Source organism: Natrialba hulunbeirensis JCM 10989 (assembly GCF_000337575.1).
GTDB classification, from domain to species: domain Archaea; phylum Halobacteriota; class Halobacteria; order Halobacteriales; family Natrialbaceae; genus Natrialba; species Natrialba hulunbeirensis.
On record NZ_AOIM01000037.1, the window covers coordinates 1 to 16,665 of the forward strand.

Below are 16,665 nucleotides of genomic sequence, written 5' to 3' on the forward strand. Positions count from 1 at the left end.
CCCGTCGTCGCGAAGGCGGCCCGCGAGTCGGGCGCGCTGACGATTTCGATCGTTACGACGCCGTTCACCGCGGAGGGAGAGGTTCGCCGAACCAACGCCGAGGCAGGACTCGAACGCTTGCGCGACGTTTCTGACACTGTCATCGTCGTCCCGAACGACCGACTGCTCGACTCCGTCGGCAAGCTCCCCGTCCGCCAGGCGTTCAAAGTCAGCGACGAGGTGCTGATGCGCTCGGTGAAGGGCATTACCGAACTGATCACGAAGCCCGGTCTCGTCAACCTGGACTTCGCAGACGTTCGTACCGTCATGGAACGCGGTGGCGTCGCGATGATCGGTCTCGGCGAGTCCGACTCCGAAGCGAAGGCCGAGGACTCGGTCAAGACCGCCCTGCGCTCGCCACTGCTCGACGTCGACATCTCCGGTGCCAGCTCCGCGCTGGTCAACGTCACCGGTGGCAACGATATGTCCATCGAGGAAGCCGAGGGCGTCGTCGAAGAGATCTACGACCGGATCGACCCCGACGCGCGCATCATCTGGGGGACCTCGATCGACGAGACACTCGAGGGCAGCATGCGCACGATGATCGTCGTCACCGGTGTCCAGTCGCCACAGATCTACGGGCGACCGGAGGGTGAGACGGTCCAGCCCGAGATGGACGCCGACGACATCGACTTCGTCGACTGATCGGATCGGCGCTCACCGTGTGGTTTGCGGGCGATAGTCTACAGTTGCGACATAGTCGCAGACTCCCCGTTTGCTCGGTATCTGTTGTTTCTCGCTGTCCACCGATCTACTGGAGACGCTGTTCGTCATCTCGCTTCGTACTGTAACGCCCTGGCATCGCAACTCGAGTTATTCGCTGCGTTGCTGGTCGCGCGCGACAGTAGTTGCAGTGCTGTTGCTGTTCCACGGTTGCAGTGCTGTCGCTGGTCCACGTGCAGCGCCGCGTCAAAACCAAGGTACCAGATCAGTCGTCGGCTGCCGCAGCGTCGCCGCCTGCGTTTCCGGCCTCGCCTGCCTCGAGATCCGACTCGATGCTCGGCGGATACTTGCCGCGCTCGAGTTTGAGGTCCGACTGCGGGCGCGCCATGCAGGTCAGGGCGTAGGCTTCTGCCTCCTCCTCGGTGAACCCGCGGGCCGCTGGCTGGGTGACCTCGCCCTCGATGATCTCGGCCGAGCAGGCCAGACACATGCCGACACGGCAGGAGTACTCCTGGGCGATACCCTCCTCGAGACAGCGGCTCAGAATGGTCTCCTTGTCCGAGCAGGTGATCGTCTCGCCCGTGCCGACGAACTCGATCGTGTATTCGGTCATACGGGGTGCTACGGAGAACGACACTAAAACTCTTTATTACACATCTGTCCTCAAGGATAGGACGAAACTCACTCCTGAGAACGTGTCCCGGAGCGAACCACTCCGATCTGGGGCAGTTCGCGAGGACAGAGCGTCGCCCGCGTCCGTTCTGTCCTCCCGATGAGGACGAAGTGACCATAAAACGTTTTCTTACCACGGTGTCCACACTGTTGGTATGAGTACACAGGAACAGTCGGCTGCCGGGTCGACGCCCGAGGCCGAAACCCGATCACCCGACGTGGTCGTCGTCGGCGCGGGGACATCGGGCTGTTACGCGGCGGCGACGATCGCGCAGGCGGGCTACGAGGCCGTCGTCCTCGAGCGCAAGACCGAGGAGGAGGCGGGCCACATCGCCTGCGGTGACGCTCTGAAGGGAGCCGACGCGTTCCCCGAGGCGATCCCGAAGTCCAAACTCGAACCCGCGTTCACCAACACCGGCGTCGATCACGGCCGCTTCGAGATTCCACAGGAGGATACCGTTCTCGAGATTCCGATTCCCGGCGAACTCGCCGTCATCGACCGCTGGGAGTACGGCCGACGCATTATCGAGGGAGCGGCGGAGGCGGGCGCGGACTTTCACTACGACACCGTCGTCCAGAACGTCACCCAGGAAGCCGACGACGGCCGCGTCACCGGCGTCGAAGCGATCAGGAAGGGCCAGCCACTCACCTACGAGGCCGATCTCGTCATCGACGCCGCGGGCGCACTCTCGGTGCTGCAGGACAACGTCGACTTCTCGAACTCGACGTTCGACACCAACGTCAACTACTCGCACTTCTGTTCGGCCTACCGCGAGGTCGTCCACGTCGAGGAACCGGTCGAGTGGTCGGACGCGCTCGTCTTCAAGCCGACCGAACGCGCTGCGGGCTACCTCTGGTACTTCCCGCGCACGGAAACCGAAATCAACGCGGGCCTCGGCTTCCAGATGACCGAGGAGCCGATGAAACTCGTCGACGACCTCAAACGCGACCTCGAGAACCGCGCCGAGTTCGACGGTGCCGAGGTCGACGACAAACTCGGCGCTGCACTCCCGACTCGCCGACCGTACGACTCGGCCGTCCACCCCGGCTATATGGCCGTCGGCGACGCGGCGGGTCACGTCAACCCCACCACCGGCGGCGGCATCGCCGGCGCAGCCTACGCCGGCAAGTACGCCGCCGAGCAGGCGATCGAGGGACTCGAGACGGGCGATGTCAGCGAGAAGGCTCTCTGGGAGTACAACCAGCGCGTGATGGACCACTTCGGCGCGCGCTACGCCGCACTCGACGTCTACAACATCCTCTCGACGGCCGTCGACGTCGACGATCTAATGGGCTTGCTCGCCGCGATGCCCGGCGAGAAGCTCGCCGAGGCTCTCTACGAGGGCAGTACCAGCGTCGGCCCGAAGCTCGCGTTCGAGAGCTTGCTCAACAGCCGTGGCCACTGGGGCACCATCTGGACGCTCTTCCAGACGAAACGCTGTGCCGACGACCTGCTCGACCTCTACGAACACTACCCAGAGCATCCCGCCGCACTCGAACACTGGCAGCAGCGCCGCGACGACGTGATGGACGACGTCTACGAGGCGACCGGCGCAGATCCGAAGTACTAGTCGCTCTCACTCATGAACACAACTCACTCACGAACAAGTGATCCACGCGAGGAAAATATCGATCGTCGCGTCGGTAACCCGTCGTATCTACACCTTGTGACCAGAGGTACTTAAAGAAACGAGTGCCCTGTGGGTACGACCGAGATGGAGACGCTGTGGCCGCGAGGTGGACTCGAGTACCGCTGTCTCTCTCACACGATCCAGACACTGTCTTTCCACGCCGACCACTACCGCTGTCCGCTGGAGCCAGTCCGCCGTAGTCTGAGTCTAGTGCCCGTTCAGGCGTCGGACCGAAGCCGTTTGATCCGCTGTTCTGTTCGGGGATGTGTTCCAAAGATGGTGCGGGCGATGTATCGCCGCGGTCGGTCGAAGAACCGTCGTTCTTCCCACGGCGGCGGAACGACCGAGAACGCTATTGTCGACCGACGCTGCCGGAGGTCGCTCGAGGGCTGGTTCTCGAGTTCGGCGTCGAGTTTCTCCAGTGCGCTCACGAGGGCAGCCGGATCGCCAGTGATCGCGACGGCACCGCGGTCTGCGACGTACTCACGGTATCGAGCCACGACGATGACCGCCCAGCGACAGACACCGGCAACAATCGGTGCAACCGCCGCGAACACCCCGTGGAGGGGAGCCTGTCGAGACGATTCTTCATCGACTGCCGCCATTATGAGCCTGACTTTCGCGACGGGGAGCGAGAGTACGGTTAGCATCGCTGCATCGCGGTTGCTGACGTGTGCGAGGACCGACTCGAGTTCGCGGTCTGTGAGTAGATCAACCAGTCCAGTCGAGACGATGATCGTCGACGTTTCGGGGCGAAGTCCAATCGTGGCCGCGAGTGGGACCCGCTTGCGGCCGACCTTGACGGTCGGTGCCGGCAGATTCGCCTGACTCGCGAGTCGATTGACGCGCGCTTGCAGTTCCCTGGTATCGTTGTCGATGCCGATGTCGCTATCAGCACCATCGGGTAGTACGTCTTCGGTCGAGTCGATGATCTTGAGGTCGTCCTCGAGGTGCCGTTCGACGGAGCCACCAGCACCCAGTTCGTCGACGATGGTTCGTATCGTATAGTAGCTGGTCGCCACGACGCCAACGACGAGACCGATGGCACCGGCAGTCCGCACCGGTGTCCACGGCGACTGTGTCCAGACCAGCACATAGCCGAGAAGCCAGCCGAGAAGAACGACGACCGCACCGCCGAGCACTCGTCTCGGAAGATACGTCTGTGGCTGTAGGAGGCCATGTGAAACTGTCTCGACGGCGCTGGCCATCCCGTCGTGAGAAATCCGTCCGACGACGAGCGGCACGGGCATCACACGTCGATACACCCCTGCGATGACGTGCCAGGCTATAAACACGGGAAGGCAGATGACGATCACCCAGAGGATCGACTCGAGTAGGAATACGATCACCAGCGCGACTCCTACGACTTCGAGGAAGAGCAAAGCGATCATGCCACAGCTGGCGATGATACTGGCGACGGCCATCCGAAGCCAGAGCCCAAGTTGCAGTCGCGTCGGCAGCGTCACGCTTCACTCACCGTCGTGAGAGTGTGACGACACCGTGTGTCAATACGGGATGACGATTCACTCCGAGACACTGTCAGCCATCCGTACAGAACCCGAGGACAAGTAGATACCGAAGTGATGGGTCGACGCCCCGAGTTGTCGGTTTTCAGGAGTCAACCGGCTTGTCTACCAGTCGCGGCTAATCTGCTCGACCGCGCCAGTGAGCACGTCGACGCCGTGCTGGAGACTCTCCTCGTCAACGTCGAACGTCGCGGTGTGGTGGCCGCCGGGGTGGTCCGTGCCGACGCCGATGTAGCAGGCAGAGCCGCCGTTGTCCTGGACTGTCTGCATCAGGAAGGTCGCGTCCTCGCTGCCGCCGAGTTCGTCGCGCTCCATGACGTTTTCGACGCCTGCCGTTTCGCCCGCGACCTCGCTGACGATCGAAACGAGGTCCTGGTCGCTGGTCGCGCTCGGTGCCTCCGAACCGAGTTCGATCTCGACCTCGCAGTCGTGCATCTCGGCGGCGTTCCGAATCACTCGGCGCGCGTTCGAGCGCATGTACTCCATCAGTTCGGTCGTCTTGCCCCGAACTTCGGCCTCGATGTGGGCCTCCTCGGGGATGACGTTCGCCGCAGTGCCGCCCTCGACGACACCGGCGTTGATCCGCGTCGGACCGTCGCTGTGTCGCGGGATGCTGTAGAGGTTCTGGACGGCCGTCGCCATCGCCTGGACGGCGTTGCGTCCCTCCTCGGGGTGGCCGCCCGCGTGGGACGGCGCACCGGTGAACGTCGCATCGAGGTGGGAAACCGCGAGGAAGCCGTCGATGCCGGCGACGATTTCGCCGGTCGGGTGATCGAGGCCGATATGAGCCGCGAGCAGCGCGTCGACGTCCTGGATGTGTTCGCTCGTCGCCATCGACTTCCCGCCGCCGATGACCTCCTCTGCGGGCTGGAAGAACACCTTGAACGTCCCCGAGAAGTCACTCTCTGCGATCGCTTCGAGGACGCCGACACCGATCGTCGCGTGGGCGTCGTGCCCGCAGGCATGCATTGCGCCGTCGTGTTCCGAGCGGAAGCCCTCGGCGACGGGCGCGTGCTCGTCATCCTCGGATTCGGGCTGTGGCAGGCCGTCGATGTCGACCCGCAGGCCGACCGTCGGTCCCTCGCCGCGTTCGAGAACCGCGACGGCTCCGGTGTAGCCGCCCTCGAGTTGGGAGAGAATCTCCTCATCGATGTCGTACTCGCTTGCTTGCTCGTACCACTCGGCGATTTCTGCGTCGTCGGGGACGGCTAATCGGTGTTCGCCGACGATGGCATCGGGGCCGATATGGAGTTCGTCCAGTTCGACGCGGGACTGGATTTCCTCGACGATGCGCGCGGTAGTGTAGAATTCGCGCCAGGCTGGTTCGGGTTTGCGGTGCAGGTCTCGACGGAGTGTGACGAGGTCGCTCGTGACCATAGGTAGGTATTGTCGAGGGGTGTGAAAGACGTGCCGGCTTGGGAGAGTGTCACACTGTTGTGTGTTGTTCGACGAGAACGGAAAAATCGGTTCGGCGGCCCGTATTGCCCGTCAGTTACCGCGACCTGCGCCGTGGATCTGTTCGACCTCGGCCTCGATGTGCACCGAGTCGGGGAAGTTCTGCGAGGCGATGTTGCGCGCGAGATTGTCGTGGCCGTGGATCTCGAGTTCGCGGGTGAAGACGGTGTACTCCCAGGAGTCGAAGTGACGGTCGTCGTCGGTGTGTAGCCGACACGGCTGGGGAACCGAGATTTTCTTCGGCGGATGGGAGTGCGGGCCCTTGAGCGCAGCACCCTTTCGCTCGGCAGTGGATTTGATGTCAGAAACGATACCGTCGAGGGCGGCGCGATCGCCGCTCTGGAGCGTGAGACGGGTGACGAAGGTCATAGCGGTGTTGTTCATTCTTCCACGGTCGTCGCGTAAAAACCTGCTGAGATACGTCTACGCGCGACGAACAGTCCGATATTCTCTTAACGTCTCATCTATTAGCCCTGTTAATGGCAGTCGAAGCTACGAGCGCAGGCGCGATCCTCTTCCGCGACACGCGGGGCCGGCGCGAGTATCTTCTACTCAAGAGCCGCCCGGGCGACTGGGAGTTTCCGAAGGGCGGTGTCGAAGGAGATGAAGAGCTACAACAGACGGCGATCCGCGAAATAAAGGAAGAGGCAGGTATCGATCAGTTCAGACTACTCGATGGCTTTCGTGAGGACTACGACTACGTCTTCGAGGCCAACGGCAAGACGATTCACAAGACCGTGCATCTCTTCGTCGCGAAATCGTTCGAGGCGAGCGCCGAACTCTCGAACGAACATCGAGACCTCCAGTGGCGCGACTACGAGCAGGCGGTCAACACCGTCACGCAGGACGGCCCCCGAGAGATTCTCGAGGACGCCCACGACTTCCTCGACGAACTCGAGTCGGTCTGAGTGGCCCACTGGTGTCACAGCACTCCCCCCACCGACGATTTTGTCGGTACGACAGTACCTACGCTGGCAATCCCGACCGAGGCGTCGTCACTACCACAGAATCGGCTTTCCTGACCAGTCCCGTTCGATCCGTTCTGAAACAGCCACATGACTCCTGACTCCGAGTTCGCCTTCGAACTCCGAACCTGTCGCTGGGCCGAACGCGAGTGGCCTCTCGGCTACAGTCACGACGAGCACAGTCACGACAAGCGCAGTCACAACGACCCTCCCTCACATATCGTCGCCCGCCAACTCGGTACCAAACGCCGCCGCTGGGACACCATCGTACTCGAGTGCGACCCCACCGGCCTCCGGAACCGAGCACGATTCGGTGCGAAGCGTCTGGACAGCGACCTCTTACACATCGTCCGCAACGCGCCCGCCGAGTGGGCGTACTACCGCGACGCGCTGCCCCATCCTGGCTACCCGTGGCGCTACGTCCGCGAGGCGATCCATCAGGCTGACGACCGTGGGATTCTCGAGACGCGCAAGCAGGGCAACCGCATCCAGATCCGCCGCAAGTGGCCGTATCCCGACTGGGTCGAGCGCATCGTCGCCATCGAGAACAAGCCCGACCTCGACGCGAGCGCTGCCCGCGTGCTTGGACCGCAACTCGAGTTCGATGTGGCGATGGCGCTGGCGGACGAGGTCTGGGTGGCGACCCAGGCGACGGACGAGACGATCACGCCGGCGCTGTTCGAGGGCCTGCCGGTGGCGGCGGGCATTCTCACGCTCGATCCGGACGCGCTCACAGCGGAGGTGGCCTGGCATCCCAGACAACTCGCGGTCAACGAACCGGGAACGCGGATACTCGAGCGACCCGACGGCGGCGACCGCGACGGCTCGGCGGCGCGATTCGAGTACGTCGATCCGGAGACGAAAGCCGAGAAGCGGCTCGCGATCGCCGAGCGTGCCTACGAACGGGGCTGGCGCTCGTTCGTCGAGACGATGCGTCCGGACTGTCGCCACTTCGAACTGCGCGCACAGGACGGGATGCAGCTGTCGCCGTACTGCAGCGCCAAGGCGTGTCAGCCGACGGCGGCTGAGTGTTCAGGTTCCTGTCCGGAATTCGAACCCGAACCCCCGGTCTGGCGGACGAACGGGTGGCCGATCGAGGGCGGTCCCGGGAAACGCTGTCAGCAACTGCTCGCCGCGCGGCGGCGACGACGGCGACCGGGCCAGCAGTAACTGGTGGGTCGAAGCGGAACGACGGGAGATTCGACTCGAGTTGTTCGATTTTCGTTGCCGGTTATGAGCCAGCCGCGTTGGTTGCGCTGGTCGCGTCTCGAACGACTCTGTAGAGGGCGGTCATGACCGCGACGAATGCGAGTGCCGCACCGGTGACGAACACCGCGGCGTAGTAGATTGCACTGCCAGGACTCATTGTGGTCGTCGGAATCGTCGGGTCCGCTGCGGTGTATGCGACTTCCCAGATCGATACCCCGGTGTAACCCATCAGCAGTAGTCCTGCGGCGAAACAGAAGGCGAATCTGTCGAGCGAGAGTGCGTACTCCCAGAGGGTGGGGACCTCGTCCATACTGGTAACTGACAGGTAGTCGAAGAACTATCTTTCCATTGGATCGACTGACGTGAACTGGACGCGGCAGCCTCGGTGAGCACGTCCTGCTCGAGGTGGAGTGACACGGCGGCCAGGCCAGAAAGTGGGCGGCTGTGACTGACGGAAACTCAGGCAGTACTGTACGTGTCCCGTTCGACGGCGACGACCAGTCTGTAGAGCAGGTAGCTGGCGTACAGCCCGATACTGAGCCACACGACGGAGGTCCCAAGGATCTGTCGGGACGACTCGATGCACCCGTACACGACTGGTGCCCAGACGAGGACGGACACTGCTTCGTGGAAGTACCTGTTGTCCGCACGGTACATTTTACCCGTGCGTCGCTCGACCGCGAGCACCAGCCGGTGACACAGAAACAGTGCGTAGAGGCTCACACCGAGCCAGACGGGCGAGACGCCGAGGATGGTGTCGAAGAGCGCGCCACCGACAACGGCGACGGAACTCGCACCGAGGAGGGCCATCGCGTCGACGATGGGGACATCGAGGCGGACGACTGCGTCGGGCATACGACACACCTGTTAGTACGCCACTAATAGTGTTCTGTTGACGAGTGTACCAAAACAGAGTCCAACTGTAGCCCCGGCAGGTCACGAATCCCTCGTGAGAAACAACCACTACTGCGGCGACGAATGCGACGGAAGCGATACGCTTTCAGCGAGTCACTTTGCCTCTGTTGGTCGGTTCGGCTCAGTTGGTCGATGCGGTCTCAGTACGTCGCTTCGGCTTAATTCGCCGCCTCAACCTCAATTTCGTCTCGTGGCGCTGCCAGTCGGAACGTCGGAACCGTCCGGTACTCTACCTCGACGACACCCTTCCGGCGCAGACTCTGTAGACCGGAGCGGACATCTTCCGCATCTGGGTCCACGTCGAACTCGTCCCGGAGCGCGTGTAACACCGAGACGACGCTCTCCGATTCCTCGTCGGGACCGGCGAGTACGTCGACGATCTGTACCTGCAGTTCTGGTACGCGGACGCGGGAAGGTGCACCCTCCGAGTCGGGGTCGCTCTCGATCCCCGGCTCGACGTCGACCAGATCCGCGGCCTCGGCGGTCGCCCGGATCAGGCTGTTGTCGTCGCGAAAGTAGTAGTCGCCGAGTTCGTTCTCCAAGTACTGGTGGACCTCGCTGCCGCTTTCCATCTCCCACCGGTCTTGCAACTCGGAATTTTTCGTCGGCTGTAGCTCCACCACGTCGGCTAGCCGTTCCGTGGCCTCCTCCGAGAGCGTCATCGTCGCATCGTACGGGCATGTGGTACTTTTGCGTTGCGTCACGTCTCGTCTGTCGGATTCGCACCCGCTTGCTCTCTAGCTCGCAGTTCTGGCGTACCAGTAGCGTCGCGGCGACGCCCTTGCCTTCACTTGCCCTCAATCACTCCCGACGAACGGCACCGGCTGTGTCTGCTCTAGGGTCTCCTCGATCTGCGTGTAGACGAGGATCGTGCCGATCACGGCGAGCACAGTACCGAAGATGAACGGCACCTCGAACCCGTAGCCGACCAGCGCGCCCGAGGAGAGGGGCCCGATAGCAATCCCAAAGCCGAAGGCCATCGTGAGAACCGAGAGCTTCGACCCGGACTCTCCCTCGCCCGCGAGGTCTCCTGCGAGCGCGAGCGACGGTGCGAACACCATCGCGCCGGCGATCCCTTGCAGAAGTCGCGCGACGAACATCGTCTCGGAGGTTGGGACGTACCCCTGCGCGAGCGTCGTCGGAATCAACAGGAACATCCCAACGACGATGAACGGCCGCCGACCGTAGCGATCGCAAGCGCGCCCGATCGGCGTCTGCAGCAGAATCTGGGCGACGATGAACGCCGCGAACTGGAGGCCGAACCAGGTCGCACCCTGCTCGAGGTGGGCGTTGACCTGCGGCTGGATCGTCGCGAAGAGCGCGATTGCGGTCGCCATGAACAGCGACGCGATGCCGAGCGTGAAAATCGGATCGAGCAGGTTCGGGCCCGTTCGGTCCCAGACTGGGATGGCGAGATCCGCGCTCGCGTTCGCCCGCGTCGACTCGGGATCGGTGATCAGCACGGTCACGAGCAGGAAGCTGATGATCGCCGTGATCGCCGCGATGTAGAACGCGGCGTCGAAGCCGGAGATGGATAGCTCCCCAATCGGAAGCGTGTACGGTCCTGCGTTCACCACTGCGCCCGCGACAACCGGACCAGCACCGAAGCCAACCAGTCGGAACGTGTTGTAGACGCCCATGTTCCCGCCCCGGTCGTCCGTCGTCGCGAGTTCGTTGACCAGCGCGACCGACGCGGGGATGATGAACGCGACGCTGATCCCCTGCAGGCCGCGAATAACGAGCAGCGAGAGATACGACTCGGCGAAGAGATACGCCACGTTCATCGTCGCGAGTCCCGCGAGTCCGATCAGGACGAACAGCTTTCGCTTCCCCGCACGATCCGAGAACCGCCCCGTCAGCGGCTGGAAACTGCTGTTGAGAAAGCCGAAAATCGAGAGGATGATTCCGATAATCATCGACTCCGCCAGCCCGAACGTCGGCCCGCCGACGACGTCGCTGGCCACGTACAGCGGGATTACGATCACCAGAAACGAGTTTCCGATCCCGTCTGCCATTCGCGCGAACGCAAGCGCCAGTACCCGCCGGTCGACGGCGAACTGCGCAGCGACACGTCGTCCCAGATTCCGCATCGATATACGTCTGCGGCGTCGCGCCCGATTAACATTTCGAATCGAAATATTGTCAAAATCAACTATCTCGAACGCCAGCGTGACGGTACACACCTACAAGCCCTCGCGGCGCGTCTATTCTCGTATGGCCCACACACTGAAACTGAACGAACTCGAGGTCGCCTTCGAGGAACTCGAGTACCCCGTCACGAAATCCGAAGCAGCGACAGCCTTCGCGGAGACGACGCTGGTGCTTGCAGATGGGGAGCGAAATCTGGGATCGCTTCTCGGAGAGACACAGGAGGAGCGGTACGAGTCGGCGGGTGAACTCGAGGCGGCGTTGCACAACGTGTTGCCGCGGGAGGCGGTCGGTGAGCCGTTTCAGTCGGAAGGGGAGGGCTGAGCAGGTTCGCGGGTGGGGTGGATGAGCGCGATGTCGAACCCAAACGGGTCGCTTAAGTCGCTCGACCGACGTAGCCCGGACAACGATGGAATTCTGCGACGAATGCGGTTCGATGATGAAAGCCGACAATGGTCTGTGGGAGTGCGGAAGCTGTGGCTATACGAAACCCAAGGGTGACGCCGACGAGTACGTCGTCACGGACAGTCAGGAGGCGACCGAGGTTATCGAGTCCTCCGAGGAGACGTCGCTGCCCGAGACCGACGCGCACTGTCCCGAGTGTGGTCACGACCGCGCGTACTGGTATATGCAGCAGATCCGCTCGGCCGACGAGTCCGAGACGCGCTTTTTCATCTGTTCTGAGTGTGAGCACAAGTGGCGCGAAGACGATAACTAGAACCGAACTTTTTCTCTGTGTGCGGTCGCTTCGCGACCACACTCGGAAAAACTTCGATGAAAAGCACTCCTCTTTCCGTTCCGACTCGCTTCGCGAGTCTCCACATCAGTCGTCGGCCCGCGCGCTCACTCCGTTCACACGCGGTGACCGGTCGTGCTTACGGGCTTTGCCCGTTCGCATACCCGCGGTTCTCGCCCTACAGGCTCCGAACCGCGCATCTCTCGGCTTCTTCAAACCACTCTCTCGCGGACACTTCTCTTGTGGACGGATCCACAAGGAATTCGTGATGGTCGGCGTCCACCCCCGGCTAATGCAGTTCGGAATGGGACATGAGGGAGAGACGGAGAATTACTCGTTCCGGGCGATCGTCAGATACCCCGTGTGCCCCACGGGTGCCGTCGACGGTCGCGAGCCGCGGTCGTCGAACTGCATCTCGCGCTGAATCGTCTCCCGTGTCCGGATATTCGCCATCCCGGCCTCGCGGGCTGCCTCGACGACGTCGCGCGTCGACTCGATGAACGGACTGTAGACCGCGACGAAGCCACCCTCGACCAGTAGTTCCGGTGCGTGCGTGACGATCTCGGCCGCGTCACCCGTATCGAGAGTGAGTACGTCGAACGACGCGGACTCGAGTGCCCCCGACTCTAGCTCCTCAGTCAGGTCGCCGGTCCGAACGTCGACGGCGTCCGAGATGCCGCCGAGTTCCATGTTCTCGCGGGCGACGTCGGCGAAGTCGGGATCCCGTTCGTACGTTACCACTGTCGCACCGGCGCGGGCCATCGAGGCTGAAAGGACACCGGTGCCGGTGCCGGTGTCGAGGACGCGGTCACCGCGCGCGATGCCGGTCTCGCCGATAATGAGTCCGATGTCGCGGGGGACCATCGGTGCGCCCGTGCGTTCGAAGTGGTGAAAGAGGTCCGGGCCGCGGAGTCGTCGGACGTGGAACGCTTCGTCCAGGTGCGTCTCGACGGTGTCGCCCGGTTCGACGTCCGCGGGGACCTCGAGGATGCCGAGGTCGGTTCCCATCTCCTCGCCGGGCTGGACGAGGAACTCGCGGTCGTCGCGAACGAGCAGTACGGGTGGCTGATCCACCGTCTCGTCGCTATCGCCGTCGCTCACGGGCGCTCACTCCGTTCGTGTTGCTGGTCCCGACACTGACTCTGTCTATGTCTCTGTCTTCGCCCGTTTCCACATCCATCTCCGCATCGATGCACGACTCGAGTCACTCGAGTTCCTCGACCGCTGCAGCCAGGTCGCCGTCGTTGGCCTCGAGTGCGGCTCGGGCTTCGTCCTCGCTGGCGCCGGTTCGGGTCGCGACCATTTCGATGTCGCCGTCTGGGATCGCGGGTTCCGAGTCTGCGCCCCCTGCGTCGCCGCCGGCGGAGCCGGACTCGACCTGTTCTGGCGAGCCGATGATCTGATAGGTTTCCTGGCCTCGGGCGTCCATCTTCGTGACTTCGGCGTCGTTGAAGACGAGGTCGTACTCGTCGGTGCGGATGATGACCTCTTCGGCGTCGACGTCCTCGACGTCGATACCCATCTGCTGCATCATCTGTTCCATCTTGCGCGGATTGAGTCCGCCGCCTCCTCCAAACATACCCGACACGTCGCCTCCCGCGACCTTTTACTTTGTCGTTCGTCGTCTCCGTGCTGAATCAGTCCGCAGCTTCTGCGTCCGTGGTCTCTGTATCCGTAGATGCAATCCGCTCGGCGTCCGCGCTGAGTTCCGGCGGGAGCGGATGTGGCTCCGGCGTTTCGTACTCCATCGTCTCGAAGTCGATGGGATACGTTTCCGAGACGAACGGTGGTGCAAAGTAGACGCCCGACTCGAGTACGTCGCGAACCTCACCAGAGACCACGAGCAACCGCCCTTCCCCGGCCGGGACGTACTGGACTGACGACCAGACGACGCCCAAGAGTACGACGGGCAGCAAGATGAGTGTGAGAAGAAGTGTCGAAACCATACGATACGGACAGACTCGAGCGATTCGTCAAAAAGAATACGAATCTGTGCTGGCGTAATACCTACTCCGACGCGGGTGCACCCTCGCGCACGTTCACCGCCATCCCCGTCTCGAAATCCGCGATCGACGCCGCGTCCAACTCCGCGCGACCGACCGCGAGCAACTCGCCGCGCTCGTGGACGACCAGCACCTCGTCACCCGGACGAATCTCCTCGCCCGCATCGAGTACGAACTTCGTAAAGACGTTCTTCTCGTCGCGCACGAACGGTTCGCTCTCGTCGTCGACAATCACGCGATAGGCCGGGGACTCGAGTACCCTCGCCAGTCGGCGGCCGCCCTCGAGTCCGAGGGTGAATCGGCCGTCGATCCCGAAGGAGACGATGCGGCCGGCCTCGGCGTGGACCTGCTGGGGGCGACCCGAGGAGGTTCGTTTGATGGTGAGTTCGTCGGTGTCTGCGGCGGCCGCAGAATCGGCTGTGTCGGGAAAGAGCGCCGCGCCTGCACCCGCGCCGAACTGGTAGTCCGCGATGGTCCGAAGCGTCGAGAGACCCGCGTTTCCGTCGACTGACTCGCTCATTGGGCGTGGTTTCGTCCGCTGGGTCGAAAGGCCTTCGATGCCCTGTTGGGTGTGAACCGCAGCCAGCGCGCAGGTCTACGGGAACGCAGCCAGACGACGACCAGCCGCCGCCGATCACGACTATTATATACTCTGACTCGGTAATAGCGCCTGAATGGACGTCGTTCAGATTGCGCTCGGAACGATGCTGCTCGCGGTGAGTGGGCTCGTTCTCGCCGGCCCATCGATTCTTCAGACGACCGCAGGCGGCTACCCCGTCACTGGTGTCGTCGCAGGGGCGGCGCTCGCCATCGGCGCGATCGCTGTCGTACTCGATCTCGCGCGATCGACGCCGTCGTAAGCGTCGGCAGCGGCGGTCCCAGAAGTCAGCTGTCAGCGAGGACTCGAACTCGCATGCACGGCTAGTCGAATCTGTAGCGCCTCGCCCGAGATTCGGGAGTGTGAGACGAGAACTGCGGAGTGGTCAGTCAGAGCAGGAACGTCTCGTGGCGCTCGTCGAGGTCGAGGAACGTATCCGCCGCGTCGATCAGTTCGTCGGCCGTCGAGGACTCGAACGCCATCACTTCGACGCGTACGCCCTCGTGTCGCAGGTGCGAGCAGAGTCGCGAGAAGTCGCCGTCACCGGTACAGAGAACGACCGTGTCGACGTGGTTTGCGAGCGTTACTGCGTCGAGGCTCATACCGACGTCCCAGTCTGCCTTCTTCGTGCCGTCGGAGAACGTCTTGATGTCCTTGATCTTGGTTTCGAAGCCGATATCGACCAGTGCGTCGAAGAAACTCTCCTCTTCGGGAGCGTCCGCGCGAATCACGTACGCGATAGCGCGCGTGAGCTGGCGATCCTGCACGGCCTTCGAGAGGAGGGCGGAATAATCGATGTTACGGCTGTGGAGACTCTGTGCCGAGTGATACAGGTTCTGCGCGTCGACGAGAACGGCGACGCGCTGACCGGGATGAATTTCCGTCATGTGTTAGCTTGGGCTGGGTACGCATAAAAAGAACCTCGTTCACGAAGGGCTTGCGTGGTGAACCGACGGTGTGGCTCTGGATCGGTACATTGCCGTCACCAGTTACGCTTTGATGTTGGTATCCCGGTGTTCCAGATGCAGCCCTGTCTGCTGGTGTTCTCTCGCAAACGTGCTCTCAGCGCGGCAAAAGTAAACGCGATCGGCTGTGTTTGTTCGTGTTTGCAGTTGCAGTACAGTCGCAATCGAAATCGCAGCCACAATCGCAGTCGATCCCGCTCGACAACCGCGATCAGTGACGCAGCTTTTCGATACGCTTCTCGGTCGGCGGATGGCTCGCGAACAACTTCTGCATGAGGCTGCGGTCAGTGTTCAGAATACACAGCGCGCTGACCGTCTCGTCGACCTGCGATTCGCGGCCCTCGGCGCCGCGGGAAATCTTCTCGAGTGCACGGGCGAGCGGGTCGCCGGTGCCGATGTACTGTCGCGCGTCGTCGTCGGCGACGTACTCACGGTAGCGCGAGATGGCCATGACGAGGATCGTCGTGAGCAGCTGGGCGATCATCATCGCGGCGTAGGCGACGAGGAAGTTGTTGTCGTCGCGGACGAAGAAGAACACCGCGTAGCTGACGACCATCCCGACCGACTGGCCGAGGATCATCGTGATGGTGTCGCGGTTGTTCAGGTGGGCGAGTTCGTGTGCGATGACGCCCTCGAGTTCGTCGCGCTCGAGGAGCTGGATGAGCTCGTTCGAAACGCAGACGACGCCGGCACCCTTTCGGCCGGTCGCGAACGCGTTCGGAACGCCCATGTCCTGGACGACGAGCTTTGGCTTGTCGAGACCCATATCCCGCGAGAGGGATTCGGTCATCTGGTGAATCTCACGGTACTGGCCCTCGTTGGGCATTTCTTCGGTGCCCCGAAGCGCCATCCATTTACCGAACTTGTACTGGGCTGCGGGGAGGACGACGATGCTGAGTGCCAGTATCGGTAGGAGACCGATGCTGGGGAACATCGCCGAGAAGAACAGCGCAGCGGCGAAGTACAGGGCGAACAGGACGAACCCGACGAACGCCATTCGGAGTTTTAACTGTGTGTTTCGCATAGCCGGTGGTTAGCAATCACGAAGTATAAAGGAAGCGGGACTCGGCGAGAAAATCGCGTTCCGGGGTCATGCTAATTGATGGCACTATGCTGGTGAGTGGCCGAGCTGGTGCTCTG

21 protein-coding genes are annotated in these 16,665 nt (G+C 62.6%); 7 read left to right on the forward strand and 14 right to left on the reverse strand.

What is annotated here, in order from left to right; genetic code table 11:
• The coding region (locus C483_RS13490) for a cell division protein FtsZ (RefSeq protein ID WP_006653914.1) at nt 1–684 on the forward strand (684 nt) is incomplete at its 5' end.
• A gap of 283 nt (nt 685–967) precedes the next feature.
• Here C483_RS13490 and C483_RS13495 read toward each other — a convergent pair.
• Nucleotides 968–1,315, reverse strand: a complete 348-nt coding sequence (locus C483_RS13495; protein WP_006653915.1) for a 2Fe-2S iron-sulfur cluster-binding protein — start codon at nt 1,313–1,315, stop codon at nt 968–970.
• Between the two features lie 214 nt (nt 1,316–1,529).
• Between C483_RS13495 and C483_RS13500 the strand changes: the two genes are divergently transcribed.
• A complete protein-coding gene (locus C483_RS13500) occupies nt 1,530–2,945 on the forward strand; it encodes a geranylgeranyl reductase family protein (protein ID WP_006653916.1) in 1,416 nt (471 codons plus the stop codon).
• Nucleotides 2,946–3,223: 278 nt separating this feature from the next.
• Here C483_RS13500 and C483_RS13505 read toward each other — a convergent pair whose 3' ends face one another.
• From C483_RS13505 to C483_RS13515, 3 genes are all read right to left on the reverse strand, one after another.
• A complete protein-coding gene (locus C483_RS13505) occupies nt 3,224–4,471 on the reverse strand; it encodes a M48 family metallopeptidase (RefSeq protein WP_006653917.1) in 1,248 nt (415 codons plus the stop codon).
• Nucleotides 4,472–4,636: 165 nt separating this feature from the next.
• A complete protein-coding gene (locus C483_RS13510; protein WP_006653918.1) occupies nt 4,637–5,908 on the reverse strand; it encodes an amidohydrolase in 1,272 nt (423 codons plus the stop codon).
• Nucleotides 5,909–6,019: 111 nt separating this feature from the next.
• Complete coding sequence (locus C483_RS13515; RefSeq protein WP_049912738.1) at nt 6,020–6,355, reverse strand: uS10/mL48 family ribosomal protein; 336 nt, start codon at nt 6,353–6,355, stop codon at nt 6,020–6,022.
• Nucleotides 6,356–6,465: 110 nt separating this feature from the next.
• Between C483_RS13515 and C483_RS13520 the strand changes: the two genes are divergently transcribed.
• Entirely contained in the window at nt 6,466–6,894 is a 429-nt protein-coding gene (locus tag C483_RS13520; protein WP_006653920.1) for a bis(5'-nucleosyl)-tetraphosphatase, read from the forward strand.
• Between the two features lie 147 nt (nt 6,895–7,041).
• On the forward strand, nt 7,042–8,121 hold the full coding sequence (locus C483_RS13525; RefSeq protein ID WP_006653921.1) for a DUF5787 family protein: 1,080 nt from the start codon (nt 7,042–7,044) through the stop codon (nt 8,119–8,121).
• 61 nt (nt 8,122–8,182) lie between these two features.
• On the opposite strand, the gene C483_RS13530 is transcribed toward C483_RS13525, so the two are convergent.
• The 4 genes from C483_RS13530 to C483_RS13545 all read right to left on the reverse strand — a co-directional run bounded on the left by C483_RS13530 (nt 8,183) and on the right by C483_RS13545 (nt 11,165).
• Nucleotides 8,183–8,470: a hypothetical protein gene (locus tag C483_RS13530; RefSeq protein ID WP_006653922.1), complete on the reverse strand. Its 288-nt coding sequence runs from the start codon at nt 8,468–8,470 to the stop codon at nt 8,183–8,185.
• Between the two features lie 149 nt (nt 8,471–8,619).
• Nucleotides 8,620–9,015 (reverse strand): hypothetical protein, encoded by a 396-nt coding sequence (locus C483_RS13535; RefSeq protein ID WP_006653923.1) that lies wholly within the window; start codon nt 9,013–9,015, stop codon nt 8,620–8,622.
• 218 nt (nt 9,016–9,233) lie between these two features.
• Nucleotides 9,234–9,737, reverse strand: a complete 504-nt coding sequence (locus C483_RS13540) for a DUF5797 family protein (protein ID WP_006653924.1) — start codon at nt 9,735–9,737, stop codon at nt 9,234–9,236.
• A 135-nt stretch (nt 9,738–9,872) separates the two neighbouring features.
• On the reverse strand, nt 9,873–11,165 hold the full coding sequence (locus C483_RS13545; protein ID WP_006653925.1) for an MFS transporter: 1,293 nt from the start codon (nt 11,163–11,165) through the stop codon (nt 9,873–9,875).
• Between the two features lie 124 nt (nt 11,166–11,289).
• Here C483_RS13545 and C483_RS13550 point away from each other — a divergent pair, with 124 nt between their 5' ends.
• Nucleotides 11,290–11,547, forward strand: coding sequence for a DUF5789 family protein (locus C483_RS13550; protein WP_006653926.1), 258 nt, complete (start codon nt 11,290–11,292; stop codon nt 11,545–11,547).
• 85 nt (nt 11,548–11,632) lie between these two features.
• Nucleotides 11,633–11,941 carry a transcription factor S gene (locus C483_RS13555; protein ID WP_006653927.1) on the forward strand — a complete coding sequence of 103 codons (309 nt, stop codon included), beginning with the start codon at nt 11,633–11,635 and terminating at the stop codon, nt 11,939–11,941.
• Nucleotides 11,942–12,289: 348 nt separating this feature from the next.
• Here C483_RS13555 and C483_RS13560 read toward each other — a convergent pair whose 3' ends face one another.
• From C483_RS13560 to C483_RS13575, 4 genes are all read right to left on the reverse strand, one after another.
• Complete coding sequence (locus C483_RS13560) at nt 12,290–13,060, reverse strand: methyltransferase domain-containing protein (RefSeq protein ID WP_006653928.1); 771 nt, start codon at nt 13,058–13,060, stop codon at nt 12,290–12,292.
• A gap of 103 nt (nt 13,061–13,163) precedes the next feature.
• On the reverse strand, nt 13,164–13,538 hold the full coding sequence (locus tag C483_RS13565; RefSeq protein ID WP_049912705.1) for a nascent polypeptide-associated complex protein: 375 nt from the start codon (nt 13,536–13,538) through the stop codon (nt 13,164–13,166).
• Between the two features lie 58 nt (nt 13,539–13,596).
• Complete coding sequence (locus C483_RS13570) at nt 13,597–13,905, reverse strand: SPFH domain-containing protein (RefSeq protein ID WP_006653930.1); 309 nt, start codon at nt 13,903–13,905, stop codon at nt 13,597–13,599.
• A gap of 61 nt (nt 13,906–13,966) precedes the next feature.
• Nucleotides 13,967–14,482, reverse strand: a complete 516-nt coding sequence (locus C483_RS13575) for a PUA domain-containing protein (RefSeq protein ID WP_006653931.1) — start codon at nt 14,480–14,482, stop codon at nt 13,967–13,969.
• Nucleotides 14,483–14,636: 154 nt separating this feature from the next.
• Here C483_RS13575 and C483_RS13580 point away from each other — a divergent pair, with 154 nt between their 5' ends.
• Complete coding sequence (locus C483_RS13580; RefSeq protein ID WP_006653932.1) at nt 14,637–14,822, forward strand: hypothetical protein; 186 nt, start codon at nt 14,637–14,639, stop codon at nt 14,820–14,822.
• A gap of 127 nt (nt 14,823–14,949) precedes the next feature.
• Here C483_RS13580 and C483_RS13585 read toward each other — a convergent pair whose 3' ends face one another.
• Together C483_RS13585 and C483_RS13590 are read right to left on the reverse strand one after the other, a co-directional pair.
• Nucleotides 14,950–15,447: a LabA-like NYN domain-containing protein gene (locus C483_RS13585; protein ID WP_006653933.1), complete on the reverse strand. Its 498-nt coding sequence runs from the start codon at nt 15,445–15,447 to the stop codon at nt 14,950–14,952.
• Nucleotides 15,448–15,736: 289 nt separating this feature from the next.
• Nucleotides 15,737–16,549, reverse strand: a complete 813-nt coding sequence (locus C483_RS13590; RefSeq protein WP_006653934.1) for a M48 family metallopeptidase — start codon at nt 16,547–16,549, stop codon at nt 15,737–15,739.
• Nucleotides 16,550–16,665: the final 116 nt, after the last annotated feature.

Bases quoted from the DNA above. Each gene is read 5' to 3' on its own strand.
- C483_RS13520 (WP_006653920.1), top strand. From the start codon at position 6,466: ATGGCAGTCGAAGCTACGAGCGCAGGCGCGATCCTCTTCCGCGACACG.
- C483_RS13580 (WP_006653932.1), top strand. From the start codon at position 14,637: ATGGACGTCGTTCAGATTGCGCTCGGAACGATGCTGCTCGCGGTGAGT.
- C483_RS13515 (WP_049912738.1), bottom strand. From the start codon at position 6,355: ATGACCTTCGTCACCCGTCTCACGCTCCAGAGCGGCGATCGCGCCGCC.
- C483_RS13575 (WP_006653931.1), bottom strand. From the start codon at position 14,482: ATGAGCGAGTCAGTCGACGGAAACGCGGGTCTCTCGACGCTTCGGACC.
- C483_RS13550 (WP_006653926.1), top strand. From the start codon at position 11,290: ATGGCCCACACACTGAAACTGAACGAACTCGAGGTCGCCTTCGAGGAA.
- C483_RS13500 (WP_006653916.1), top strand. From the start codon at position 1,530: ATGAGTACACAGGAACAGTCGGCTGCCGGGTCGACGCCCGAGGCCGAA.
- C483_RS13590 (WP_006653934.1), bottom strand. From the start codon at position 16,549: ATGCGAAACACACAGTTAAAACTCCGAATGGCGTTCGTCGGGTTCGTC.
- C483_RS13555 (WP_006653927.1), top strand. From the start codon at position 11,633: ATGGAATTCTGCGACGAATGCGGTTCGATGATGAAAGCCGACAATGGT.
- C483_RS13570 (WP_006653930.1), bottom strand. From the start codon at position 13,905: ATGGTTTCGACACTTCTTCTCACACTCATCTTGCTGCCCGTCGTACTC.
- C483_RS13530 (WP_006653922.1), bottom strand. From the start codon at position 8,470: ATGGACGAGGTCCCCACCCTCTGGGAGTACGCACTCTCGCTCGACAGA.
- C483_RS13565 (WP_049912705.1), bottom strand. From the start codon at position 13,538: ATGTTTGGAGGAGGCGGCGGACTCAATCCGCGCAAGATGGAACAGATG.
- C483_RS13525 (WP_006653921.1), top strand. From the start codon at position 7,042: ATGACTCCTGACTCCGAGTTCGCCTTCGAACTCCGAACCTGTCGCTGG.
- C483_RS13495 (WP_006653915.1), bottom strand. From the start codon at position 1,315: ATGACCGAATACACGATCGAGTTCGTCGGCACGGGCGAGACGATCACC.
- C483_RS13585 (WP_006653933.1), bottom strand. From the start codon at position 15,447: ATGACGGAAATTCATCCCGGTCAGCGCGTCGCCGTTCTCGTCGACGCG.
- C483_RS13540 (WP_006653924.1), bottom strand. From the start codon at position 9,737: ATGACGCTCTCGGAGGAGGCCACGGAACGGCTAGCCGACGTGGTGGAG.
- C483_RS13510 (WP_006653918.1), bottom strand. From the start codon at position 5,908: ATGGTCACGAGCGACCTCGTCACACTCCGTCGAGACCTGCACCGCAAA.
- C483_RS13545 (WP_006653925.1), bottom strand. From the start codon at position 11,165: ATGCGGAATCTGGGACGACGTGTCGCTGCGCAGTTCGCCGTCGACCGG.
- C483_RS13535 (WP_006653923.1), bottom strand. From the start codon at position 9,015: ATGCCCGACGCAGTCGTCCGCCTCGATGTCCCCATCGTCGACGCGATG.